The sequence below is a fragment of the Sinomicrobium pectinilyticum genome (assembly GCF_003725735.1).
In the GTDB taxonomy this organism is placed as follows: domain Bacteria; phylum Bacteroidota; class Bacteroidia; order Flavobacteriales; family Flavobacteriaceae; genus Sinomicrobium; species Sinomicrobium pectinilyticum.
Window position 1 is genome coordinate 53,505 of the sequence record NZ_RJTM01000109.1, and the last position, 24,313, is coordinate 77,817.

The 24,313-nt window shown below is 45.8% G+C and carries 21 protein-coding genes and 1 riboswitch; of the genes, 6 read left to right on the forward strand and 15 right to left on the reverse strand.

Annotated elements, in window-relative coordinates:
- Positions 1 to 73: 73 nt before the first annotated feature.
- From dtd to ED312_RS16570, 6 genes are all read right to left on the reverse strand, one after another.
- Positions 74 to 526 carry a D-aminoacyl-tRNA deacylase gene (gene dtd, locus ED312_RS16545; RefSeq protein ID WP_123217128.1) on the reverse strand — a complete coding sequence of 151 codons (453 nt, stop codon included), beginning with the start codon at positions 524 to 526 and terminating at the stop codon, positions 74 to 76.
- Positions 527 to 840: 314 nt separating this feature from the next.
- Entirely contained in the window at positions 841 to 1,815 is a 975-nt protein-coding gene (gene rsgA, locus ED312_RS16550; RefSeq protein ID WP_123217129.1) for a ribosome small subunit-dependent GTPase A, read from the reverse strand.
- 162 nt (positions 1,816 to 1,977) lie between these two features.
- A complete protein-coding gene (locus ED312_RS16555; protein ID WP_123217130.1) occupies positions 1,978 to 3,060 on the reverse strand; it encodes a bifunctional 3-deoxy-7-phosphoheptulonate synthase/chorismate mutase type II in 1,083 nt (360 codons plus the stop codon).
- Positions 3,061 to 3,175: 115 nt separating this feature from the next.
- Positions 3,176 to 4,039, reverse strand: coding sequence for a prephenate dehydrogenase (locus ED312_RS16560; protein ID WP_123217131.1), 864 nt, complete (start codon positions 4,037 to 4,039; stop codon positions 3,176 to 3,178).
- A gap of 39 nt (positions 4,040 to 4,078) precedes the next feature.
- A complete protein-coding gene (locus tag ED312_RS16565) occupies positions 4,079 to 5,224 on the reverse strand; it encodes a pyridoxal phosphate-dependent aminotransferase (protein ID WP_123217132.1) in 1,146 nt (381 codons plus the stop codon).
- On the reverse strand, positions 5,221 to 6,048 hold the full coding sequence (locus ED312_RS16570) for a prephenate dehydratase (protein ID WP_123217133.1): 828 nt from the start codon (positions 6,046 to 6,048) through the stop codon (positions 5,221 to 5,223). The genes ED312_RS16565 and ED312_RS16570 overlap by 4 nt, the downstream gene beginning before the upstream one ends.
- A 474-nt stretch (positions 6,049 to 6,522) precedes the next feature.
- Here ED312_RS16570 and gldA point away from each other — a divergent pair, with 474 nt between their 5' ends.
- The 3 genes from gldA to ED312_RS16590 all read left to right on the forward strand — a co-directional run bounded on the left by gldA (position 6,523) and on the right by ED312_RS16590 (position 9,071).
- Complete coding sequence (gldA, locus tag ED312_RS16580; protein WP_123217135.1) at positions 6,523 to 7,434, forward strand: gliding motility-associated ABC transporter ATP-binding subunit GldA; 912 nt, start codon at positions 6,523 to 6,525, stop codon at positions 7,432 to 7,434.
- Between the two features lie 357 nt (positions 7,435 to 7,791).
- On the forward strand, positions 7,792 to 8,499 hold the full coding sequence (locus ED312_RS16585; RefSeq protein ID WP_123217136.1) for a DUF5041 domain-containing protein: 708 nt from the start codon (positions 7,792 to 7,794) through the stop codon (positions 8,497 to 8,499).
- A 191-nt stretch (positions 8,500 to 8,690) separates the two neighbouring features.
- Positions 8,691 to 9,071, forward strand: a complete 381-nt coding sequence (locus tag ED312_RS16590) for a hypothetical protein (protein ID WP_123217137.1) — start codon at positions 8,691 to 8,693, stop codon at positions 9,069 to 9,071.
- 8 nt (positions 9,072 to 9,079) lie between these two features.
- Here the strand turns inward: ED312_RS16590 and ED312_RS16595 are convergent, their stop codons facing one another.
- From ED312_RS16595 to ED312_RS16635, 9 genes are all read right to left on the reverse strand, one after another.
- Entirely contained in the window at positions 9,080 to 9,832 is a 753-nt protein-coding gene (locus ED312_RS16595; protein WP_123217138.1) for a head GIN domain-containing protein, read from the reverse strand.
- A gap of 125 nt (positions 9,833 to 9,957) precedes the next feature.
- A complete protein-coding gene (locus ED312_RS16600) occupies positions 9,958 to 11,061 on the reverse strand; it encodes an acyloxyacyl hydrolase (RefSeq protein ID WP_123217139.1) in 1,104 nt (367 codons plus the stop codon).
- Between the two features lie 34 nt (positions 11,062 to 11,095).
- Positions 11,096 to 12,049 carry a methylenetetrahydrofolate reductase [NAD(P)H] gene (metF, locus tag ED312_RS16605; RefSeq protein WP_123217140.1) on the reverse strand — a complete coding sequence of 318 codons (954 nt, stop codon included), beginning with the start codon at positions 12,047 to 12,049 and terminating at the stop codon, positions 11,096 to 11,098.
- Positions 12,050 to 12,146: 97 nt separating this feature from the next.
- Positions 12,147 to 14,828 carry a methionine synthase gene (metH, locus tag ED312_RS16610; RefSeq protein WP_240643125.1) on the reverse strand — a complete coding sequence of 894 codons (2,682 nt, stop codon included), beginning with the start codon at positions 14,826 to 14,828 and terminating at the stop codon, positions 12,147 to 12,149.
- Between the two features lie 183 nt (positions 14,829 to 15,011).
- Positions 15,012 to 16,016, reverse strand: a complete 1,005-nt coding sequence (locus ED312_RS16615; RefSeq protein ID WP_123217142.1) for a homocysteine S-methyltransferase family protein — start codon at positions 16,014 to 16,016, stop codon at positions 15,012 to 15,014.
- Between the two features lie 121 nt (positions 16,017 to 16,137).
- Positions 16,138 to 16,252, reverse strand: a riboswitch (SAM riboswitch).
- A 219-nt stretch (positions 16,253 to 16,471) separates the two neighbouring features.
- On the reverse strand, positions 16,472 to 17,530 hold the full coding sequence (locus tag ED312_RS16620) for an NAD(P)/FAD-dependent oxidoreductase (protein ID WP_123217143.1): 1,059 nt from the start codon (positions 17,528 to 17,530) through the stop codon (positions 16,472 to 16,474).
- A gap of 66 nt (positions 17,531 to 17,596) precedes the next feature.
- On the reverse strand, positions 17,597 to 18,175 hold the full coding sequence (locus tag ED312_RS16625) for a precorrin-2 dehydrogenase/sirohydrochlorin ferrochelatase family protein (RefSeq protein ID WP_123217144.1): 579 nt from the start codon (positions 18,173 to 18,175) through the stop codon (positions 17,597 to 17,599).
- 28 nt (positions 18,176 to 18,203) lie between these two features.
- Entirely contained in the window at positions 18,204 to 19,004 is an 801-nt protein-coding gene (gene cobA / locus ED312_RS16630; protein ID WP_123217145.1) for a uroporphyrinogen-III C-methyltransferase, read from the reverse strand.
- A 65-nt stretch (positions 19,005 to 19,069) separates the two neighbouring features.
- A complete protein-coding gene (locus tag ED312_RS16635) occupies positions 19,070 to 21,187 on the reverse strand; it encodes a HEPN domain-containing protein (protein ID WP_123217146.1) in 2,118 nt (705 codons plus the stop codon).
- A 303-nt stretch (positions 21,188 to 21,490) separates the two neighbouring features.
- Between ED312_RS16635 and ED312_RS16640 the strand changes: the two genes are divergently transcribed.
- The 3 genes from ED312_RS16640 to accC all read left to right on the forward strand — a co-directional run bounded on the left by ED312_RS16640 (position 21,491) and on the right by accC (position 24,301).
- Positions 21,491 to 22,168: a PrsW family intramembrane metalloprotease gene (locus tag ED312_RS16640; protein WP_123217147.1), complete on the forward strand. Its 678-nt coding sequence runs from the start codon at positions 21,491 to 21,493 to the stop codon at positions 22,166 to 22,168.
- A 136-nt stretch (positions 22,169 to 22,304) separates the two neighbouring features.
- Positions 22,305 to 22,790, forward strand: coding sequence for an acetyl-CoA carboxylase biotin carboxyl carrier protein subunit (locus ED312_RS16645; RefSeq protein ID WP_123217148.1), 486 nt, complete (start codon positions 22,305 to 22,307; stop codon positions 22,788 to 22,790).
- A 68-nt stretch (positions 22,791 to 22,858) separates the two neighbouring features.
- Complete coding sequence (accC, locus tag ED312_RS16650) at positions 22,859 to 24,301, forward strand: acetyl-CoA carboxylase biotin carboxylase subunit (protein ID WP_123217149.1); 1,443 nt, start codon at positions 22,859 to 22,861, stop codon at positions 24,299 to 24,301.
- Positions 24,302 to 24,313 lie beyond the last annotated feature (12 nt).

The following is a 24,313-nucleotide window of genomic DNA, read 5'->3' on the forward strand; positions in this document are numbered from 1 at the left end:
TCCTTCATCACCCGGAAAAATTATCTGCTTTTCTTAACCTTGCTCAGTATTTTCCGGTCAAGAGGGAAAAAATTTATTCCCTGTTCCGGGTATCTATGATAATGGTAACCGGGCCGTCATTGATAAGGCTCACTTTCATGTCAGCACCAAATTCTCCGGTCCCTATGTCCTTACCGGTGTCTTCTTTCATCTGCTTTATAAAATTCTCGTACAGGGGAATGGAAATCTCAGGTCTGGCAGCTTTGATATAGGAAGGACGGTTGCCCTTTCTGGTAGAAGCATGAAGTGTAAACTGGCTTACCACAATGATATCTCCGCCGGTTTCCAGAACAGACCTGTTCATCACCCCGTTTTCATCGTTAAAAATGCGAAGGTTGGCTATTTTTCGCGACAACCAGATAACATCTTCTGCGGTATCCGCATTTTCCACACCCAGCAGGATGAGGAGCCCGTCTTTTACCGATGATTTTATTTTGTCTTCTATGGTAACGCTTGCTTCTTTTACACGTTGTATTACTGCACGCATATTAATATTCTTAAAAAATGTTATTCATTACGTGCCGGATCAGGGCAAACACGTCATAAAATTATAAATAGTTACAGGTTGCAGGTCACAAGTTTCAAATTACAGGTTACAGGTTGCAATAAAGCGGAGGTGGCTGAGTGTTCCGGCTCCGCCGGAATGTATCGAAGCCACCGGCCACGAAATCTCCCGGTCATCCTTATAATCCCGATCCTCTCATTCCCAAAATTCTTTTACCCTATGGTCGCATTCTCACTTTCTCACATTCTCAGATCCTGTGCATGATGTGCTGCTTTCTGTACCGGATCAGGAACTGCTTAGGTCTTATCCTCTTCTCCGTAAATGTCGGTACGGTAGTTTTCATCTTCTCCTTCCAGTATCTGAAGGTAGCTTTTATACCTGCTCCAGGGAATTTCACCGTCTTCCAGGGCTTGTTTTACGGCGCAATGCGGCTCGTCTACATGCAGGCAATTGTTAAACCTGCACTCTCCTTTTCTGGCAAAAAACTCGGGAAAATAATCGCCTATCTCTTCTTTTTCCATATCTATGATACCAAACCCCTTAATTCCCGGGGTGTCTATAATCCTGGCATCGAAACCGAGATCGAACATTTCGGCAAACGTCGTGGTATGCTGTCCTTGCTTATGTTGTCCGGAAATTTCGGCGGTTTTCAGGTTCAGCCTTGGTTCAATAGCATTGACCAGGGTGGATTTACCTACACCGGAATGCCCGGAAAACATGCTTACTTTTCCCTGCATCCGCTCTTTTACCTTATCTATGTTTTTCCCATTCAGGGCAGATACGCCTATACATTCGTAACCTACCTGGCGGTACATGGCCGCAAGATATTTTACTTCCAGGAGTTCTTCCTCATTGTACTGATCGGCTTTATTGAAAAGCAATATGGCTTCGATGTCATATGCCTCGGCCGTAACAAGAAAACGGTCGATAAAAGTGGTTAATGTCAGTGGGTTTTTCAGGGTCACCAGCAAAAATACCTGGTCGATATTTGCGGCTATGATGTGTTTTTGTTTGGACAGGTTGACAGATTTACGCACAATGTAATTCCTCCGGTCGTGAATATGCGCAATGATCCCCGTACCGGCATCCCGATAACTATCGGAACCGTCTGTTTCCGGTTCAAAATCCACCACATCGCCCACGGCAACGGGATTGGTACTTTTTATTCCCTTGATACGGAATTTCCCTTTGATCCTGCAATCGAACACCTGTCCGTCGTCGGTCTTGACCGTGTACCAGCTTCCGGTAGATTTGTAGACTGTTCCTGTCATAGGCTAAAAAGAAGTGCCCGGAAAAACAATATTACCGTTTCTGCCGCCCGTACGATCGTATCGGGTTACAGCGAACCGGATTTTCCCTTCCGGACACTCCCGGAATATTAATTGCGAAAAATTTGTTTTAGTACATCACAAAAATCTGTACAGTTTACAAATTTACGCTTTTAATATCTTTTCCTGGTGATTAATAGACTCCTGGTGGATAGCCTTGAACATTTTCAGGATAAATTCCTCGCTCAATCCTCTTTCCTGTCCTTCGAGTATCATCCTTCCCAGAATTTCGTTCCATCGTTTGCTTTGCAGAACGGCAACGTTCTTCTGTTTTTTCAGGGCCCCTATCTCATCGGATATTTTCATTCGCTTCCCGAGCGTATCGATAAGGCCATTGTCTATAACATCTATTTGTGCGCGGAGCATTCCCAGTTTGTTGTTGTACTCGGCTTCCGCATCACTTTCTTTTCTTATTTTAAGGTCCTGCATGATCTGAACAAGCCTTTGGGGAGTAACCTGTTGCGATGCATCACTCCATGCATTGTCCGGATCGTTGTGGGTTTCTATCATCAACCCGTCATAATTCAGGTCCAGGGCGGTCTGTGCCACATCAAAGATCATGTCTCGTTTACCGGTGATATGCGACGGGTCGCAGATAAGGGGAAGATCCGGAAACCTGTTTTGTAATTCGATAGCCAGCTGCCACTCGGGAATATTCCTGTACTTGGTTTTTTCGTAGGTAGAGAACCCCCTGTGGATAACACCGAGTTTCTTAATATCGGAAGAGTACAGGCGCTCTATACCTCCGAGCCACAAAGACAGGTCCGGGTTTACGGGGTTTTTTACCAGCACTACCTTATCTGTCCCTTTAAGGGCGTCGGCTATTTCCTGAACGATAAAAGGACTTACGGTAGATCTTGCGCCTATCCACAACAGGTCGATATCGTGCTCCAGGGCCAGTTTTACGTGGGCTGCATTGGCCACTTCCGTTGCCGTGAGCATCCCGGTCTCTTCCTTGGCTTTTTGTAACCATTTTAGCCCTAATGCTCCTACCCCTTCAAAATTGCCGGGACGTGTACGCGGCTTCCATATTCCGGCACGAAAATAAGTAACATCGGTATCTTTCAGCTCATGCGCTATTTTCAACACCTGTTCTTCTGTTTCGGCACTACAGGGGCCGGCAATTACCAGAGGGTGGTCCAATTGCAGGTCGTTCAGCCATCCCCTCATCTCTTTCGAATTTTCCATGATCTTTTTTAATTTGTAAATTCCAGTTTTGGTTCTTTATTTTTTTATTATAAACATTCCTTATTTTTTTACTGAGACATACAGCCGTATGTCTCTACGGGATATGGATATCCCGTTACGGGGTGGGAACGTTGATCCCTTTCAGGATCTCCTTTATCCTGTTGGTATTTTCCATTTCGCTGTAAATAGCCTCGAATTCCCCTTTTTTCACCAGGTCCAGGAACTGTTGTAAATTGGCAATATATTCTTCGAGGGTTTCGACAACATTCGCTTTGTTCTGCTCGAAAATGGGTGCCCACATGGCCGGTGAACTCTTGGCGAGACGCACGGTACTCTCAAATCCGCTTCCGGCCATGTCAAAAATATCGCGTTCATTCTTTTCTTTTTCAATAACCGTCTTTCCCAACATAAAAGAACTGATATGTGACAAATGAGACACGTAGGCTATATGCCTGTCATGCGACGCCGGGTCCATATAGCGGATCCGCATCCCTATATCGGTAAACAGTTTCAATGCTTTTTCCTGTAGTTTGAATGCTGTTTTTTCCACTTCGCATATAATATTCACCTTGTTCGTGTACAATCCTGTCAGGGCTGCGGAAGGCCCTGAAAATTCGGTCCCGGCGATGGGGTGGGCCGCAAGAAAATTCCGGCGTTTGGGATGCCCGGCTACAGCTTCACATATCAGCGATTTGGTAGATCCGGCATCGAACACCACGGCATCATCCCGGACGAGGTCGAGTACTTCGGGCAGCAGTTTGAGACTGGTATTTACGGGAACGGCCACAATAACGATATCTGCCTTTTCCACATCTTCCAGCCGGGCTTTCTTATCGATCAGTCCCAGTTCCAGGGCCTGCGCCAGGTGGTTATCGTTGGTATCGACACCGTAAATCTCCGTCTCTTCGTATACCGATCTGATATCGAGTGCGAAAGACCCTCCTATCAGGCCGAGCCCTATTACAAATACATTTGTCATTTTACGTTTTTTTATCTTTGCCGAAGGCACTTACCTTCTCTATATCCGGTCTGTTGCTTCCTGTATTTTCTCTTTTGGGGTACACAGGGAAAAACGAATATAGCCTTCGCCATTTTTCCCGAAAATGGTTCCCGGGGTTATGAATATGCTTTTGTCGTACAATATGCGGTCTATAAAAGCTTCTGCCGAAGTCACTTCCGCCGGCAATTTGGCCCAGACAAACATCCCTACTGCGTTGCTGTCATATGTACATCCCAGTTTTTCTATAAGCCGGTACATGAGCTCCCTTCTCTCTCCGTATACCTGATTGATACCGGAATACCATTCATCCGAACAGCAGAGTGCGGCTATGGCTCCTTTCTGAATCCCGTAAAACATACCGCTGTCCATATTGCTTTTTACCTTGAGTACGGCATTGATGTTCTTGTCATTTCCCATCACCATTCCCACACGCCAACCGGCCATATTAAAGGTCTTACTCAGGGAATTGAGTTCCAGGGCCACTTCTTTTGCACCTTCTACCCTCAGGATACTTGCCGGGCTGTCATTGAGGACAAAGCTGTACGGATTATCATTCACCAAAAGGATGTTGTTCCTCCGGGCAAAAGCCACCAATTCTTCGTATAACTCCCGGGTACCATTGGTGCCGGTAGGCATATGCGGATAGTTGAGCCACATCATTTTCACCTTGGAAAGTCCTTGTTTTTCCAAGACATCCAGGTCGGGTAACCAACCGTTACTTTCGGTCAGGTCGTAATATCTCGGCACAGCGCCTATCAGTTTGGTCACCGAAGTATAGGTAGGATAACCGGGATCGGGGATTAGCGCCTCATCACCTTCGTTTAAAAAGGCCATAGAGATGTGCATAATACCTTCCTTGGACCCCATAAGCGGCAGTATCTCCGTATCCCTGTCCAGCGTAACCCCGAATTTTTCCTTGTAAAAATCCTTTACACCTTGGCGCAGTTCGGGCAATCCCTGGTAGCTTTGGTACTGGTGTGCCAGGGCATCGTCTACGGAATCACGGAGCGCCTTTATCACTTCGGGGGCAGGATGCAGATCGGGGCTTCCAATACCCATATTGATAACCGGCTTGCCTTCGGACATAAGCTGTCTCACTTCCCGTAGTTTCCTGGAAAAGTAATACTCCTCTACCGTATTTAACCTTTTGGCTACCTCAATCATAGTTTTACATTTTTGTACTCACCGAGTATTTTAAAATCTTCTGTCATGATCTGTAAAAGGGATTTTGCCTTTTTGAAATCGTCGTACTTCTCAAAAGTAACATCGACGAAAAAGGAATATTTCCAGGGGGTTTCAATAACCGGAAGCGATTGTATTTTTGTCAGGTTCAACCGGCAATCGCTCATTACGTTAAGCACGGTAGCGAGGCTTCCGCGTTTGTGGTCGGTCTTGAATTTTATCGATGCCTTGTTTATTTCTTCTTCGGGCAATACGGAATTTTTTGTCTGTACGATGACAAAACGGGTGGAATTGTCCTGAATGGTCTGGATATTCTCTGCCAGGATCTGCATATCGAAAAGTTCGGCGGCAGTCCTGCTGGCTATCGCACCTATTCCCTTCAATCCGTTTTGCCGGATCCTCCTTGCCGTTTCGGCCGTGTCGGCATCTTCTACCAGTTTGATATGCGGATGTTGCTTAAAAAACTTTTTACACTGCAACAAAGCCATGGGATGGGAATATACCTCTCGGATGTCTTCCAGTCCCTGGCCTGGCAAAGCCATCAGGTTATGGTGGATGTTTACATAATGCTCCCCTATAATGTGCAGTTCGTTATTATCTATCAAGGCGTAATTGGGGATGATAGAACCTGCAATGGAATTTTCGATGGCCATGACAGCACTGTTTGCGGTCTTGTCCAGAAGGCTGTCTACTAAACTGTCGAAAGAAAGGCATTCCAGAATCTCCGTATCATTGCTGAAATATTCTCTTGCCACCTGATGGTGAAAAGATCCTTTAATTCCCTGTATGGCTACTATCTTACTCATGTTGCTGCAATTACCTGCATATTTTTTGTTATTACGATTTTTAAGACCAAAAAAAAGTCCCGGAAAATCCGGGACTCGTCATATATTTTTTGCTCAAAATAACCTATAACTGTCCCGTCCTCCCTTTAAAAAAGTAAAAGAAGAAGAAATAAAAGTTCCAGTTATAAATAGTGTGAGCCATTTGTTTATTCTATTTGACGCTGCTAAAGTAATTATAAATTTGAAACGGACAAGACAGGAGATGTATTTTTTTCATTTTTCCCGAAAAAAGGATAAAAAATAACAAATCGGAAATCTGACGGCGCCTTTATTATCAAAGTCATTCCCATTAACATCTTCACAAGTACAATATTTTCTTTTTTCCGCACGGATGAGATGCGAAATATCCGGATAAAGAAATACCGCAAAACATTTATCCTTAATAAGCGTTTATGTATTTTTGAAGACCAATACCAGCTACAAAATATCTGTTCCATGTCCATAGAAGTTGCCGACATATCCAAAAATTACGGAAACCAAAAGGCCCTTAACGAAGTGTCTTTCTCCATAAGAAAAGGGGAAGTTGTGGGTTTTCTCGGCCCCAACGGCGCCGGAAAATCTACACTGATGAAGATACTCACCACTTACATATCTGCCGATGCCGGCGAGGCCAGGGTAAACGGGTTTGATGTGGTTTCCGGAAAAAAAGAGGTACAGAAAAGTATCGGTTATCTTCCGGAACACAACCCGTTATACCTGGACATGTATGTAAGGGAATACCTGGATTTCAGTGCATCGGTATACCGGTCTGCCGGAAAAAAGACAGATAAGGAACGTATTGCGGAAGTTATACAACTTACCGGACTGGCCCCGGAAGCACATAAAAAAATAGGACAGCTATCCAAAGGATACCGCCAGCGTACGGGGCTGGCCGCTGCCATGCTCCACGATCCGGAAGTACTTATACTGGACGAACCTACAACAGGACTGGACCCTAACCAGCTGGTGGAAGTAAGGGCGCTTATCCGCAATATGGGGAAGGAAAAGACCGTACTGCTCTCCACGCATATTATGCAGGAGGTGGAGGCTATTTGTGACAGGGTTATTATTATTAATCACGGAGAGATCGTAGCCGATAAAAAACTGGAAAGCCTGCGGGAAGCTTCGGAACAGGTGATCGAGGTGGAATTCGATTACCGCGTGGAACCCATTTTACTGGAAAACCTTCCCCATATCCGGTCGGTGACCAATATTTATGACTTTGTTTACGAACTGCGTTTCCACACTTCGGTAGACATGCGACCGGCGGTATTTGATTTTGCTCACGACAACGGGTTAAAAACCCTGCAACTGCACCGAAAAAACCGGAACCTGGAAAGTTTGTTCCGCGAACTGACCCAGGCGTAAAACGGGGTAAAATCAAAGAAAGAATTTTACGGTAATCCCATAAGATTGCTAAGGAGAATTGCTCGAAAATAACTGAAAAGAGCAGGGTACTGGCCATTACAGCACCGGGCAGCACCCCTTCCCGGAAAATCTTACTACGCCAGGAATTTACTGCTGTCAAAACCAGAGAAGCGAACGGTTTTTCCGCGGAAGTTATGCAGAAGACCGGTGCCCTCCTCTTCTTTTCCCGCCCCGGTTTACCGGATCGCCATATACGCTCCTGAATTTTTAACACTCTCCTTCCCCTAATTCCAGATTTTTAGCCTTACTTTAATACCTTCTATATGACCTATATATGTCAATCAAAAAGACCATATCATGAAAAAACTGTTATTTCTCTTACTGATGCCAGGTTTCATCGCTCATTCTCAAAATGACCTGAACGACAATAAAAATACCACTTCTGTCAATATACCCCCTCTTACGGACAATGAGCGTCCGCAATACCTGAAAGAAGACCCCCAGAATATATATAACAGCCGTGACATAACCACCCTTGACCTGGTAGAAGCACTGGATCTTGCAGGCATTCAGATATACAAATTCCATACCGGGAAATTTGACAAGGACTATCATCTGTACATCTTAAAGGACAAATACGAAAACGGAAAATTAACGGAGCAGGACACTATAGCCCTGATGGATACCAAATATCATTATTATTCCGGGGACATCCTCATGTATGACCATCTGGATCAAATGAAAATATTTACCAAAGCCGATGGCAACAAAAGTTTTCTGGACATCCGCACCTACAGTATGGGACTGAAAACCAGTGTGGAACTGAAAAAAACTTCAGATAGCCAGTTTTTCATGTGGAAGGAATATGTAAACCCCTCCTGGGAACTGAACAGGAAAATTCCGCTGATGATCTTCGCTTCTTCCTGGTACGATGAAAAATTTAAAGTGAAACGTTTTTGCGGCGTTGCAAAATTAAAAGAAGGCGACGAAGGATCGGAAGAACTCCTCCGTTCTTCCCCGGGTTATGTCCTGATAAGCTATCTTGTGGAAAACAAACCGGAATAATTAACATCAATAATGTTTAAGCCTTATGGACTAAAAGTACTCACACTGTGATAGGAAAAACACAAATGTTTGGAAATAAATCCTGGGCCTGGGCCTGGTCAAACTCCCCGTCCCGCAGGCGGGACACCCCTCTTCATCTGAAGAGGGGAGCCTTTTTTCTTATCCATTATTCACGTTAATTACCTTCCGCCATGACAAAAGAAACCTGGATTTACATATGCGGTATCTATTCCTTCGGGTTTGCGGTCTTTCATGTATTCTTCTGGAAACTGTTCCGGTGGAAAGAGGATCTCCAAAAACTAAGTCGCCCGAACCGAGGGATCATGCAAATACTGAACCTGCGCATTATCTACTATTTCGTTTTTGTGAGTGTAATATGCTTTGCATTTCCCCAAGAGCTCGGTGAAACCGGCCTGGGAAGATCTTTTCTGGCAGGCAATGCCCTTTTCTGGACCGGGAGAACAGTGGAGCAGTTTATTTTTCTGAGAATAAACCACCGCATGGTACATATCCTCACTTTATTGTTTATTTCGGGGATATTCCTGTTTGCCATACCTGCCTTCGGGGAATAATCTCCCGGTCAGTCCTCTTCAAACCGTAATTTACCCCGGTAATGCTCCGTTACTTCCACCCGAGGAGGACGGTTGACGGCTATAACATCGCCGGTACTGTATATATCGCCCTGAAGGCACTGTACGGGATGTACGGTAATATCATTGGAACTGCGGTGATACAGGGTGACTTCACCGGCCACAAAGCCTGCTGCTTCTACCCGGGAATTTCCCGCTGCCAGAGTGATATTCATTTTCCCGGTACTCCCCTCCAGGTAACAATTGGACAGGTTATTGAACACCAGGCTGAAACTCTTGTTTTCCAGGTGCAGGTAAAAATTGCCGGTGTTCTGGTAATCACTCTGATAATCTTCGGAAACAATCCGAAGGTCCGGATAGGTGAGTACGCCATCCGAACGGATATCCCACTGGGTGGAACTCCTTATTTCGGTAATGTCCGGTGCTGTTACATACACAATGGTCTGATCGTAATCCCGGAAAAAATTACAGGTAGCACTGTTGGTAAGTACCAACTGCCCTTCTGTTACCCGGGCATGAACATCGTTCACCAGGTTCTTTCCGGTTTCTATGGTCACCCTATACCCGGCAGATTCTTTAAGGACCATCTGCACGCCTTCTTTTACCAGTATCCTAGAAAAAGCAGGCACATCGATTTCCTTTCTTACCATGTCTCCTGCTGTTTTCAAACAGTCGCCGGCATTCTCACTGTCGCAAGAGGGCAGCAGAAAGAGAAAGGCTATGATGTACACTATTTTTTTCATGTGCGTATTTTTGTTGTTTTTTAATGGTCACATGTAACCTTTGATTACTAAAATAATCATTGCCTTATGTGTCTAAAGATTATTTTAGTCATGTCGGTTTCATTACATAAAAGTTAGAAATGGTATCAAAGGCGTATACCTACTCCGAATTCGACAGCTTCCGCTTTTGCAGCATGTGTTTTAAGTGTTAGTGCCACAAAGAACTTGTCCCCGAAATAGCGCTTCAATCCTATCCTCTGGTAAAAACGCCCTTCGAAATCCACGGGGTAGTACACATAATACCCCAGTTGTGTTACCAGCGAAAACCGGTTTACAAACAGTTCGTGCCCTAGAAAAACACCTGCTCTTTTAAAATCCTCATTGCCGGATATATCATCTTCCGGGTATGCTACCCCCCTGTACCGGATATATTCTTTAAGAAAATTGGAATAGAAAATGTCCGTACCCAGTTGTAATGCACTTTTTCTGCCCAGTCTCTTATCGGCATAAAAGGAAAAAACATAAAAGGCATACTGCCCGCTGTCCACTACATCACTTTCATTTATCCCGGTACGGAACACGGCATTGTACCGTACAGGCTCCGTAAACCTTCCGGAGCTAACCGTATGTATAAACCGAGGCTGTTCTTTCTCCAGTTGATAGTTTATGCCAACATTGAATGCTATACTGTTTATACTGGTGTTCGGCGCTTTTATATTGGCATTGGAATAATGAACAAGGGAAAAACCTGCCTGAATACCCAGCCTGTCCAGTAACCTTTCCTTTTTATAATTCAGCATCAGGTAGGTACTGCTCATGACCCCGGACCCGAAGGCTATATTCCGATAATTGCTTTTCTTATCGTACGGATCGGTGGTATAGGCAAGCCCCTGCCCTATACGAAGCATGAGGTTTCTTTTTAAAAAATAGAAATTATAATGTGCGTACAGCGCATAGTTTTCCCCCAGGTATTCGTTTTTCAGGTTCTGATAACCGAATGAAACGCCGTAATCGGGATAGTTAAAGCGCTGCTCCCAGGCCTCCTGTCCGTAGGTCTTCCTGTTCCAGCTCAGGATAAGGCCTTCCGGATGCCCCGTGATAAGGTGTTGGATATCTGTATTATGGAGTGCTATATTGCCGTAGAAATAACTGACATCCATGTAGGAAAAGTGCTTGTTTCCGTCCTTCTTCTCCTGGCCGGAAACAAACACCTGAAATAATACTGTAAAAGCAAAAAGGACTTTCTTCATGCTGCCGGATTCGGCACAAAAGTATGTTTTATTTTTAAAATACCGACGAAGCTACTGCCTTGATATTGTCAGATTTTCCCATAGAATAATAATGTAAAACCGGAACACCGGCATCTTTCAGTTCTCTGGACTGCTGTATACACCATTCTATGCCTACCTGCCTCACTTCCTTGTTATCCTTACAGCTTTCAACGGCGTGAATGAGTTCTTCCGGCAGGTCTATCTTAAATACCTGCGGGAGTAACTGCAGGTGTCTTTTTACGGCAATAGGTTTTATACCCGGTATAATGGGTACGTTAATCCCCATTTCCCTCGCTTTTTCAACAAATTCAAAATACTTGCTGTTATCAAAAAACATCTGGGTAACGATATAATCGGCACCGGCATCTATTTTATCCTGCAATTTTTTCAGATCGTAATCCAATGAAGGGGCTTCCAGATGTTTTTCGGGATATCCCGCAACCCCGATACAAAAATCCGGTCTGTTGCTGGCTTCTACCACATCGTGCAGGTACTTCCCCCTGGTAATGTCCTTGATCTGCCTGACCAGCTCATTGGCATAGGTATGCCCGCCTTTTGTAGGCTCGAAATAACGCTGGTGCTTCATGGCATCTCCACGGAGCGCCATAATATTCTCAATACCGAGGTAATGGCAATCCACCAGCATGTACTCGGTCTCTTCACGGGTAAATCCGCCACAAAGTACGTGAGGAACGGTATCCACCTGATATTTATGCTTTATGGAAGCACATATACCCACGGTCCCCGGGCGCATTCTTACGATCTTCCTGTCCAGCAGACCATCCCGCTCTATATAAATATATTCTTCCCTGGAGGTGGTCACGTCGATAAAAGGCGGATTGAACTCCATAAGGGGGTCTATGTTATTGTATAATTCCTGTATGTTCCCGCCTTTCGGGGGAGGGACGACTTCAAATGAAAACAGGGTCTTTCCCCTGGCCTGTTCTATATGCTCTGTTACTTTCATGTTGTATTTCCCGGTTATGCCCAGGATTTGGGTTAATTTTTTTTATTCCGGTTGCGGGTTATTTTCTATACGGACCCTTTTCCCGTACCTGTGTTTGTTAATCTGCCATATTCGGACTCAACCATTTCCGGGCCTCTTCCGCCGGTATACCCCGCCGTACGGCATAGTCTTCTACCTGGTCTTCCTTTATTTTCCCGAGTCCGAAATACTTGCTCTCCGGATGCCCGAAATAATACCCGGACACGGAAGATGCCGGCCACATGGCCAGGCTTTCGGTTAGCCTTACCCCTGTATTTTCCTCTGCTTTCAGCAACCGCCACAATGTTCTCTTTTCCAGGTGGTCCGGACAGGCCGGATAACCGGGAGCCGGACGGATACCTTTATAAGATTCTTTTATGAGTTCTTCATTTGTCAGGGTTTCATCTGCGGCATATCCCCAGAATTCCTTTCGCACTTTTTCGTGCAGGTACTCGGCAAAGGCCTCGGCAAACCTGTCAGCCAGGGCTTTTACCATTATGGAGTTATAATCGTCGTGTTCTTTTTCAAACTCCGCTGCCTTCTCATCCACACCAAAGCCTGCGGACACGCAAAAAGCACCTACATAATCGCGAATACCTGAAGTTTCCGGGGCTACGAAATCGGCCAGGGCTATATTGGCGGCCCTCTTGTTCTTTTTGGACTGCTGGCGAAGGGTAAGCAGGGTCTCTATCCTGTTACCGTCCGCGTCGTAAACGGCAATATCATCGTCATTAACCTGGTTGGCCGGGAACAGTCCGTAAACCCCTTTGGCCTGTAACCATTTTTCACGCATCATGACGGTGAGCATTTTCCGGGCATCCTCAAAAAGTAGGGTTGCCTGTTCCCCCACTACCGGATCGGTCAATATCTCCGGGTATTTGCCATGCAGCTCCCAGGTACGGAAAAACGGGGTCCAGTCTATATACTCCAGTAATTCTTCCAGGGCCACTTCTACATTGTTTATACCTGTTTTTTTCGGCTTTACCGGTTGATAATCTGCCCAGTTGAGCTGCAATTTGTTTTTTCTCGCATCTGCTATAGACAGGTATTCTTTTACCTTGGAACGATTGAGAAAACCTTCCCTGAGTTTATCGTATTCTTCTCTTATGGACCTGCAATATTCGCCTTTTGTCTTTTCGTTGAGCAGGTTACTGGCCACGGTCACCGCCCGTGAGGCATCGTTTACATGGACTACGGTTTCACGGTAAGCCGGGGCTATCTTCACTGCCGTATGTGCTCTCGAAGTGGTAGCCCCGCCGATGAGGACAGGGATATTGATATCCAGTTTATCGAGTTCCTGGGCAAGATAGACCATTTCATCCAATGACGGCGTAATAAGGCCGCTAAGCCCTATGATATCCACATTTTCATCTATAGCGGTCTGGATTATTTTTTCCGGAGGGACCATAACGCCCAGGTCCACTACTTCGTAATTGTTACATCCGAGGACCACGCTCACTATATTCTTTCCTATATCATGGACATCTCCTTTAACGGTGGCCATGAGAATCTTACCTACGGCCCGTGCACCTCCTTCTCCTTCGGGAAGGTTTTTCTTTTCTTCTTCTATAAAGGGCAGCAGGTACGCTACGGCCTTTTTCATTACCCGGGCAGATTTCACCACCTGCGGCAGGAACATTTTTCCGCTTCCGAAGAGGTCCCCCACAACATTCATCCCGTTCATCAGGTAAATCTCTATGACCTCAATGGGGCGGTCTACCTGTAAGCGGGCTTCTTCCACATCTGTTTCAATAAACTCATCTATACCTTTTACCAAGGCATGGGTTATCCGTTCCTGCAAACCTTCGGAACGCCATTCCTGTTGTTTTTTCTCCGAAATTTTTCCACTGTCCTTTACCTGTTCCGCATAATCGAGCAGGCGTTCGGTAGCGTCATCTCTCCGGTCGAGCAGTACATCTTCTATGTGAATGAGCAATTCTTCCGGTATTTCGTCGTAGACCTCGAGCATTTCAGGGTTTACGATCCCCATATTCATGCCGTGTTGTACCGCGTGGTAAAGGAATGCGGCATTCATCGCTTCCCGTACAACATTGTTCCCCCGGAATGAAAAGGATACATTACTCACCCCTCCGCTGACATTGGCATAAGGAAGGTTCTCCCGTATCCATTTGGTCGCCCTGAAAAAATCCACCGCATTTTTACGGTGTTCTTCCATCCCTGTGCCTACCGGGAAAATATTGGGATCGAAAATGATGTCTTCCGGTGCAAATTTCACTTCATTCACCAGGATGTCATAGGAGCGTTTGCAGATCTCTATCCTTCTTTCGTAGGTATCTGCCTGTCCTGCTTCGTCAAAAGCCATGACAATAACCGCCGCACCATATCTTCTTATGGTCCTGGCGTGCTTTACAAAGGTTTCTTCGCCTTCTTTTAAGCTGATGGAATTTACAATACTCTTTCCCTGTACGACTTTAAGTCCGGCTTCTATGATCTCCCATTTGGAGCTGTCGATTACAATGGGGACACGGGCTATATCGGGTTCGGATGCGATCAGGTTAAGGAAGGTGGTCATTGCCTGCACACCATCTATCATCCCTTCATCCATGTTCACGTCGATGATCTGCGCGCCTCCTTCTACCTGTGCCCTGGCCACATCCAGTGCTTCCTGATATTTTTCTTCCTTTATCAGGCGCAGGAATCTCCGGGAACCGGTTACATTGGTACGTTCCCCGATATTGATAAAGTTGCTCTCCGGAGTCACGATCAAAGGTTCGAGCCCTGACAGTTTTAACGGCCGGATTTCCCGTTTTTTCCCTCCTTCCGATGACCGGTCGTCATATTGCTTCTCGTCTGTATTTCCTTTTGCCACGAATTCTCTGGTGTTTTAATCGTCGTAAGACATTATTTGGTCAGGCTGCCCGTTGTTCGGTTTTCCTTCCGGACTATGGGCAGTCACGGTTATTATTGTTTTTACTTTTTTGTTCTATTGTGCCAGGACTCCCAGTTTTCTGGGTTTATAGCCGGCTGCAACCTCTGCTATAAGCTTTATATGGTCCGGCGTAGTCCCACAGCACCCTCCGACAATATTTACGAGGTTATCCTCCAGGTATTCCCTGATCAGCTCCTGCATTTCTTCCGGTGTCTGGTCGTATTCCCCGAAAGCATTGGGCAGGCCTGCATTGGGGTGGGCAGAAATATTGAGATCGGTATGCTGCCCGAGCCGTTTCAGGTAAGGTTTGAGCTGATCGGCCCCGAGGGCACAATTAAATCCTACGCTTAAAAGCGGGATATGTGATATGGATATCAGGAAAGCCTCTACCGTCTGGCCGGACAATGTCCTCCCGGAAGCATCGGTTATCGTTCCGCTGACCATTACGGGAATATCCAGTCCCCGTTCTTCCTTCATCTCTTCAATAGCAAACAATGCTGCCTTGGCATTTAGGGTGTCAAAGATGGTTTCCACCAGCAGTATATCCACTCCTCCGTCCACCAGCGCTTCGACCTGCTGTTTGTATGCTGTCCGAAGTTCGTCAAACGTTATAGCCCTGTACCCGGGGTCATTAACATCGGGCGACATGCTTGCCGTTCTGTTCGTTGGCCCTATGGCGCCGGCCACAAACCGGGGTTTTTCCGGGTTTCGAGCCGTGAATTCGTCTGCTGTTTCCCTGGCTATCCTGGCTGATTCATAGTTCAGTTCGTAAACCAGATTTTCCATGTGATAATCTGCCATGGCAATGGTAGTACCCGAAAAGGTATTAGTCTCCACGATATCCGCCCCCGCTTCAAAATACCTGGCATGTATCTCTGCAATGGCCTTGGGCTGGGTAAGGGAAAGCAGGTCGTTATTACCTTTCAACGGATGGGCATAATCTTTAAAACGCTCCCCGCGGAAATCCTCCTCCGTAAAATGGTATCTCTGGAGCATGGTGCCCATTGCACCGTCCAGTACCAGTATTCTTTTCTGAAGTTCTGCCTTTATAGCACTCATAAGATCTATCGTTTTGCATTATGTGCCGGACAACAGAATATCTAATGCCTATCCGGGATAAAAACCGTTGATTGTTTTGTAAAATGTTATCAGAAAACAGGGAGAAATACGGGAAGTATTTGCGTCATCTGTCCCCATGTCGCCACAGGGGTAGAATTTAGCACCTTCTCCGGTTCAGGCACGGAGGGTTGCTAAGGCTTCACCGGGTCTATTCCCTCTGCCTTTCTTGATAACTTCAATAAATTCAGAATGCAAAGAAATGTAATACCTTTTTCTTTTGCAAGCGAATTGTTGTTTTTTATTGGCACAACAGCCCTGTGGAAAATTGACCTGCAGGGCTGTTATACCAATCATTTTAGGATTGTTGGGAGGCCCACAGCCGTGGGCCTCTGCAATTGCAATTGACAACCAGGATGAAGACATACGGTCGTATGTCTCTGCGATTGTCAAATTTATTATACCTCGATGGCCTTGATGACTTCTTTTTTGGCTTCTTTCTTGGTACCGTCAAAACCTTGTATTCCGCCTACGGTGGTATATTTCATTACGTAACGTTTATCGGGGAATATCCTTTGATAGGCACTCTGGCACATGATGGCAGCTTCGTGAAAACCGGAAAGGATGAGCTTTAATTTTCCTTTATAGGTATTTACATCTCCAATAGCGTAAATACCTGGAATATTGGTGGAATAGTCATAGGAATTGTCCACCTTTATGGCATTCTTCTCTATCTCCAGTCCCCAGTCGGCTATAGGCCCCAGTTTGGGTGACAATCCGAAAAGAGGAATAAAATAATCCGTCTCACGGATAAATTCTCCTTCATCCGCGTGATTGATAACTACGGAATTCAGGTGACCTTCTCCGAGCAACCCTACCACTTCGGCACGGGTTACGAGATTGATTTTTCCCAGTTTTGCCAGTTCTCCTACTTTTTCTACGGAATCAAGGGCGCCGCGGAATTCGTTCCTTCGGTGCACCAGGGTCACTTCCGAGGCCACATCGGCCAGGAATATGGACCAGTCGAGAGCAGAGTCTCCCCCCCCTGCGATCACCACTTTTTTGTCCCGGTATACTTCCGGGTCTTTTATCATATAGGCAACGCCGTTGTCTTCATAGTCCGCAATATTATCGATCAGCGGTTTTTTGGGCTCGAAAGATCCCAAACCTCCTGCTATGGCGATAACCGGGGCATGGTGTTGCGTACCTTTATTGGTAGTTACGATAAAACTTCCGTCTTCCAGTTTCTCTATGGTTTCCGCTCTTTCTCCCAGTGTAAACCCGGGACTGAAAGGCTTTATCTGCTCCATGAGATTGTCTACCAGGTCACCCGCTTTTATTTCGGGAAAACCGGGAATATCATATATGGGTTTCTTAGGGTATAATTCGGAACATTGTCCTCCCGGCTGTGGCAAAGCATCTATCAAATGCGTTTTTAACTTTAACAACCCGGCTTCAAAGACCGTAAACAGACCGGTAGGTCCGGCACCGATTATTAAAATATCCGTCTTAATCATCTTCTTCTGTTTCTGTTATTTATATATACGTAGTGTTAATTTTTTCTTTTTCGGTTCACCTGTTCATCAGGATCTGCTGATAAACGATTTTGTGATATGATTCAGCTTTTCCACTTTCTCTTCAAAGTTCTCCTTTAATGTGCCCCGGTACCGGTTGAGGTTTTCCACCAGTTCGTTTATGTCATCCGGTATGATCTCTTCAAAAAGCTGCCGGAGCCTTTTGGCCATGGTAGGCGATTTACCATTGGTAGATATGGCTATCTTTACATTACCCTTGGTAACTATTCCCCCGAGGTAAAAATCACATAGTTCGGGAGTATCAGCTACGTTTACGAGTATATTCCTGGCACGGGCATCCTCGCATATCTGCCTGTTTACTTCCGGATCGTTTGTCGCCGCAATTACCATATGTTTTTTGTGCAGTACATTGGTAGAGTACGGCCTGTGCAGCAGGGGTATGTTATGTTTTTCAGCCAGAGCCCTCACTTCATCGCTAAAATCCGTTGCCACCACAATAACTCTGGCATTCGGACTGGACTTCAGTAAAAAAGACAGTTTCTCGTACCCTACATTGCCTGCCCCGACAAGCAATACATTGAGTTCGTTAACTTTGAGAAATACCGGGTACAGTTCGTTCTTTTCCATAATCGTGATCCCTCTTTCGAAAGGTGTATTATCTTTTAAACAGTTGTGCTTTTTGAAGAGCGCCGTAATTCTCCGGAGCTACCGCATTTACTTCTTCGTACAATCCTTTCAGTTTTACACTTTCCCGTACGACTTCACCAACTACAATAATAGCGGGAGAGCCGAGTTTTTTATCGCGTACGACATCTCCTATCGTATTTACCGTCCCGCACCCGAAATGCTCGTTAAGGGTCGTACCGTTCTGAATAACCGCTACGGGGACATCACCTTTTCCGGTCTCGCGGAACAATTCCATAATAGCATCGATCCTGCTCATTCCCATCAGGATGACCACAGTTGCCGATGATTGGGCCGCAAGACGGATATCTTCGGACAATTTACCTGCCGATGTTGTTCCGGTTATTACCCAGAAACTCTCGGCAATATGTCTTTTGGTCAGGGAAATCCCCTGGTAGGCAGGCACGGCTACTGAGGAGGTAATTCCAGGAACTACCTCGGTTTCCACACCGAAGCTTTCGGCATAATCGATTTCTTCGGTGCCACGGCCGAAAATAAAAGGATCTCCTCCTTTTAACCGGACTACGGTACCCGAGGCAAAAGCATGCTGTACAATCAGTTTGTTTATTTCATCCTGAGCATACACATGGTACCCCTTGCGTTTCCCTACGAAAATTTTCTTCGCATCGGTAGCGTGCTCCAGAATATCCCTGTTGATAAGGGCATCATACAACACCACATCTGCCGATTGCAAAGCTTTTATTCCCTTGAGGGTAATGAGATCCGCATCTCCGGGGCCGGCGCCTACTAATATTAACTTCGGTTTCTTCACGTACTAATCACAGTTGCGTTCCGGAATGCCTGTCATAGCCATTCCGAAAATTCATTTTTATCCTTTTAACTCGCTACCAGTTCCTGGTCCCTGTATATCCTTATCTGTTTGAGAAAGGTACGGGAATCTTCGAGATATTTCTTAGCAAATTCTTCGGACGGTTCATTTTTGTTGATCTGGTATACCAGGTCGGCAAATGTATTTCCTGCCGAAGTCTCCACTCTTATCTTTCCTTCATCTACAAATACTTCCTGAAACTGGCTGATAATACCCGCGTGGGTATTGGTCTTTTTGTTCTCGGACAGCAACAGGGCTTTTGCCGTATTTATCAGGGCGGCATAGGAATGATAAATCCCGTCTGCCCATCGCTCTGCTTTCAGGGATTCCTGAGCACTGTCTATTTTCTCATCACTTTCGAACAATAAAGTAGCCACGAGGTCTATCACCACACCGGCACATTCTCCTACACCTACTTCCTGCTTGTAGGTATCGGTATGTCCCCAGTCCTTAAAATCGTCTTCCGTAAGGTTATCCGTATCCGAAAGCGGTTTCAGTATGTCGTAAAAATAAGTTTTACCCTGCCTGTCGTAATAATCCAGAAAACTTTCTCCGGCCGTTGCGTTGGCTTTGTAGTCATCCAGGATAGTCCGGAGGGCCTGAGGGCCACGTTTGCTGGGTATTTTTATCACCTTATCGGAGAATCTTCCGTTACCGTCACCGAGAACGCCCCCTCCGAGCAATACCTGCAATGCGGGAGCTACCAGTTTTCCGGAACGAATGGACATGCCCTGAAAACCGATATGTGCCATCATGTGCTGACCACAGGCATTCATACACCCGCTTATCTTAATGGCAATATCCGTATTGTTCAGGTACTCCGGGTATTCTTCCCGCAGCACGTCTTCCAGCACTTCCGCTATTCCCGTACTGTTGGCAATACCAAGGTTACAGGTATCCGTACCGGGGCAGGCAGTAATATCTGCCGTGCTGTTATATCCCGCAGCGGTAAAACCGAGTTTCTTAAGTTCCGTATAAAAGAACGGTAACAGGTCTTCACGGACATGGCGAAGCAGGATATTCTGCCGGAGTGACAAACGCAGTTCGTTCCCTGCGTAATTCTTTACAAGGTCGGCCAGTTGTCTTGCCTTATCCGTATAAAAGTCTCCCAGGAGTACTTTGATACCTATGGAAACAAAGCCGTCCTGTTTCTGGGGGATGACATTTGTACTTCTCCATTGCTTATAGGCCTTTTCATCTTCGATTTCCACCCGGGGTACTTCTATGTCTTCCAGGGTCTTCAAAGCGATGGCATGCGCATCAAACCCTTCGGCATCTATGGGATATGTCTGAAAAGGCAGGGCCTTTTGCTCTTCCTGTACCAGGCGGATGAATTCCTCCACCCCTATATCTTTCAGCAGGAACTTCATCCGGGCTTTCATTCTTTTGGCCCTTTCCCCGTAACGGTCAAAAATACGCACCACACCTTCTATAAGCGGTATGATTCGATCTTCCTCCAAAAATTCATATATAACATCGGCGTGTCTCGGCTGGGAACCAAGTCCGCCCCCGAGAAGCACTTTAAAGCCTCTTTTCCCGTCTTTGATTTTCGGTATAAAACCGAGATCGTGCATGTAACTCAACGCGGTATCCGCATCGGAGGAGGAAAAAGATATTTTAAACTTACGTCCCATCTCCTGCCCGATAGGGTTTCTCAACATATATTTAAAAGCCGCATGTGCGTGGGGCGTAACGTCAAAGGGTTCATTCACATCGACCCCGGCGGTTTCGCTTGCGGTAATATTCCGTACGGTATTGCCACACGCCTCGCGGATCGTAACATCATCCTTTTCCAGTTGCGCCCACAGCTCGGGCGTTCTTTCCAGGCTTACGTAATGTATCTGGATGTCCTGCCTGGTGGTAATATGGAGGCGGCCGGTGGAATATTCGTCCGAAACATCGGCTATACGGTGCAACTGTTCGCCGGTTACCTTTCCATAAGGCAACTTTATACGTATCATCTGCACTCCCGGCTGCCGCTGACCGTATATTCCACGGGCCAGACGCAGACTCCGGAAACGCTCCTCATCTACTTTGCCGTCATGGAACAAACGGATCTTACGTTCCAGTTCAATAATATCTCTCTCTACTATGGGATTCTCTATTTCTGTTCTAAAACTCTGCATTGCTATTAGTCTATTTAATCGATAGATTTATAGGTTTATAATGCAAATGTAAGAGATAATTCTTTATAAATTATAGAATTACCGGATTTTTTTGTCACGCCCCCTTTTAAAATAGTTAAATGGCATGAAAAATACCCTATACCGACACCAGGGCTACCCAGCTCGGATTGACAAGAAGGGACACCATAACATAAACTAATTCAGAGAACTACGTCTGTGAAATCCCATCAGGAACAGGTAAAAAATGTTAAAATACATTTCTGAAATATCCGGTTATTTGCATATTTTGTTTATTTTTCCCCTATGAATTATCTCATTGTTTCGGCCCTGGCCCCAATTGTAGCGGTAATCCTTTATATATACCTCAAAGACAGGTATGAAAAAGAGCCTTTGCAGCTATTGTTTTTCAGTTTTGTTTTAGGCGCAATAGTCAGTGTAATAATAACCATGCTTATCTCAGCAGTATACCAACGGGTTATTCCGCTTCATTACAACAACAATATTTTTCAGGAATTCATAAGGGCCTTTCTGGTGGTAGGACTTACGGAAGAATTCAGTAAATATGTTATAATACGCTATTTTGCCCAACCGAAAAAAGCCTTTAACGAACCTTTCGACGGCATTGTGTATGCGGTAATGGTCTCCATGGGCTTTGCCGCAACCGAAAATCTGATGTACGTACTCGGCGGCGGGTATCAGGTAGCCCTGGTCCGGGCTTTTACAGCTGTTCCGGCCCATGCGACCTTCGGGATACTTATGGGGTATTTTATGGGGAAGGCCAAATTTTCGAGGAACTGGCAAATGCTCAATCTTTGCGGACTGTTCCTTGCGGTACTTTTTCACGGCGCCTATGATTTTTTCCTGTTCATAAATTTCATTCCCGGAACCTGGGCCGGCGCTTTCCTCTCCCTCGCCATCGGGCTGTTTTTATCGAGAAAGGTCATAAAAAGACATCAGGATAATTCTCAATTTAAGGTCTAACACCAAAGAATTCCTATATTTATACCTGTATCTTTTTAAATCTCTGTGCGGAACGGCCTTAACATGCGATACGTAGTATATCTGAGTCTTGTCTTCCGCCCGTGAACACTAAAATATTCTTAACATCCGGTCATCTATGGACAAAACATATAATGTAAACGTCAATGACACTTTCGGTTTTACAATCGATGCTTCAGAAGCTGTTTCCCTTGACATGGTAAAAACAGGACAGGATTCTTTCCATGTACTGAAAAATAACCGTTCCGGCAAAGTACAGATCGTAGAAGCCGATTTTTTACGGAAAACTTATACTATACAGATAAATGGCAATACACACAGGGTAAAAATATCCGATGACATTGACCGTCTTATCGAAGATATGGGTTTTACCCGCAGCGAAACCGGCCACATATCGGAAATCAAGGCTCCAATGCCGGGGCTGGTGCTGGATATTCAGGTGGAGGAAGGTCAGAAAGTCCGGGAAAACGATACGCTTCTCATTCTGGAAGCCATGAAAATGGAAAATGTTATTCTTTCCCCCCGTGACGGCATTATAAAATCTATCGTGGTCAACAAAGGAAATTCGGTTGACAAGGGAGAGTTGCTGCTGGAATATGAATAGTAGTTTTTCCCTTTAATTCACTTTGGAATATTCTTAAAACATCAATAACACCACCAAAACCTTAGGGAGTGAGAAAAATACTGATAGCCAATCGCGGGGAAATTGCCCTGCGTGTCATGCGAACCATCAAAAAAATGGGGATATCCACGGTTGCCGTATATTCGGAGGCCGACCGGAACGCCCCGCATGTGAAATATGCTGACGAAGCCGTTTATATAGGTCAGGCTTCTCCGGAAAAGTCTTATCTCTCGGCAGACAACATTATCAACGCAGCACTGCAAACGGGGGCGGATGCCATACATCCGGGATATGGTTTCCTCAGTGAGAATGCCGGGTTTGCCGAAAAAGCCGAAGAAAACAATATTATTTTTATAGGTCCGCCATCATCTGCCATACGTACTATGGGAAGCAAGCTGGCAGCCAAAGAAGCCGTAAGCGCTTACGATATCCCCATGGTGCCCGGAACGGATCATGCCCTGACAAATACCGAAGAAGCGAAACGCATAGCAGATGAGATAGGCTACCCGATACTCATTAAAGCTTCTGCCGGCGGCGGCGGAAAGGGAATGCGGGTGGTAAAGACAAAAACTGAACTCGACTCACAAATACAGAGAGCCATCAGTGAGGCCAGTTCCGCATTCGGGGACGGTTCTGTTTTTATCGAAAAGTACGTCGCTTCTCCAAGGCATATAGAAATACAGGTCATGGCCGACAATCACGGCAATATTATCCACCTTTTCGAAAGGGAGTGCAGCATACAAAGGAGGCATCAGAAGGTCATAGAAGAGGCCCCTTCGGCTGTCCTGAGCCCGGAGCTCCGTAAAAACATGGGAGAAGCTGCCGTCAAAGTTGCCAAAGCATGCGGTTACAGGGGTGCCGGAACCGTAGAATTTCTGCTGGATGAAAATCATAACTTTTACTTTCTGGAAATGAATACCCGCCTGCAGGTGGAGCATCCGGTCACGGAGTGGATTACCGGAACGGATCTCGTGGAACTTCAGATACGGGTAGCCCGGGGAGAAAAACTTTCGCTGCGGCAGGAAGACCTCACGATCCGCGGCCACGCACTGGAACTCCGGGTATACGCGGAAGATCCCCTGAACGATTTTCTGCCGAGCGTGGGACACCTGGAACGCTATCAAATCCCTTCCGGGGAAAACATCCGTGTGGATAACGGGTTTGAAACCGGTATGGACGTCCCCATTTTTTACGACCCCATGCTGGCCAAACTCATAACCTATGGCAAGACCAGGGAAGAAGCCATACAAACCATGATCCTTGCCATTGAAAACTACATTGTGGAAGGTGTGGAAACCACCCTGCCTTTCGGGAAGTTCGTCTGTACGCACGACGCATTCCGCTCGGGGAATTTTGACACTCATTTCATCCAGAAGCATTACACTCCCGAAACATTGAGATCGGAACAGGAAGAGGCCGCCAGGATGGCCGCTCTGATCGCCGTAAAACAATATACGGAAGACCTGAAAAAATTACGAATTCCGGGGGTATAACCATTGCAAAAA

What these genes read in the sequence shown, in the direction of transcription:
- ED312_RS16590 (WP_123217137.1), top strand. Translation starts at nt 8,691, where the DNA reads ATGACAAAAGAAACCTGGATTTACATATGCGGTATCTATTCCTTCGGG.
- rsgA (WP_123217129.1), bottom strand. Translation starts at nt 1,815, where the DNA reads ATGACAGGAACAGTCTACAAATCTACCGGAAGCTGGTACACGGTCAAG.
- ED312_RS16595 (WP_123217138.1), bottom strand. Translation starts at nt 9,832, where the DNA reads ATGAAAAAAATAGTGTACATCATAGCCTTTCTCTTTCTGCTGCCCTCT.
- ED312_RS16570 (WP_123217133.1), bottom strand. Translation starts at nt 6,048, where the DNA reads ATGAGTAAGATAGTAGCCATACAGGGAATTAAAGGATCTTTTCACCAT.
- ED312_RS16565 (WP_123217132.1), bottom strand. Translation starts at nt 5,224, where the DNA reads ATGATTGAGGTAGCCAAAAGGTTAAATACGGTAGAGGAGTATTACTTT.
- ED312_RS16640 (WP_123217147.1), top strand. Translation starts at nt 21,491, where the DNA reads ATGAATTATCTCATTGTTTCGGCCCTGGCCCCAATTGTAGCGGTAATC.
- ED312_RS16560 (WP_123217131.1), bottom strand. Translation starts at nt 4,039, where the DNA reads ATGACAAATGTATTTGTAATAGGGCTCGGCCTGATAGGAGGGTCTTTC.
- ED312_RS16585 (WP_123217136.1), top strand. Translation starts at nt 7,792, where the DNA reads ATGAAAAAACTGTTATTTCTCTTACTGATGCCAGGTTTCATCGCTCAT.
- ED312_RS16645 (WP_123217148.1), top strand. Translation starts at nt 22,305, where the DNA reads ATGGACAAAACATATAATGTAAACGTCAATGACACTTTCGGTTTTACA.
- gldA (WP_123217135.1), top strand. Translation starts at nt 6,523, where the DNA reads ATGTCCATAGAAGTTGCCGACATATCCAAAAATTACGGAAACCAAAAG.
- metF (WP_123217140.1), bottom strand. Translation starts at nt 12,049, where the DNA reads ATGAAAGTAACAGAGCATATAGAACAGGCCAGGGGAAAGACCCTGTTT.
- ED312_RS16600 (WP_123217139.1), bottom strand. Translation starts at nt 11,061, where the DNA reads ATGAAGAAAGTCCTTTTTGCTTTTACAGTATTATTTCAGGTGTTTGTT.
- ED312_RS16635 (WP_123217146.1), bottom strand. Translation starts at nt 21,187, where the DNA reads ATGCAGAGTTTTAGAACAGAAATAGAGAATCCCATAGTAGAGAGAGAT.
- ED312_RS16620 (WP_123217143.1), bottom strand. Translation starts at nt 17,530, where the DNA reads ATGATTAAGACGGATATTTTAATAATCGGTGCCGGACCTACCGGTCTG.
- ED312_RS16555 (WP_123217130.1), bottom strand. Translation starts at nt 3,060, where the DNA reads ATGGAAAATTCGAAAGAGATGAGGGGATGGCTGAACGACCTGCAATTG.
- ED312_RS16625 (WP_123217144.1), bottom strand. Translation starts at nt 18,175, where the DNA reads ATGGAAAAGAACGAACTGTACCCGGTATTTCTCAAAGTTAACGAACTC.
- ED312_RS16615 (WP_123217142.1), bottom strand. Translation starts at nt 16,016, where the DNA reads ATGAGTGCTATAAAGGCAGAACTTCAGAAAAGAATACTGGTACTGGAC.
- dtd (WP_123217128.1), bottom strand. Translation starts at nt 526, where the DNA reads ATGCGTGCAGTAATACAACGTGTAAAAGAAGCAAGCGTTACCATAGAA.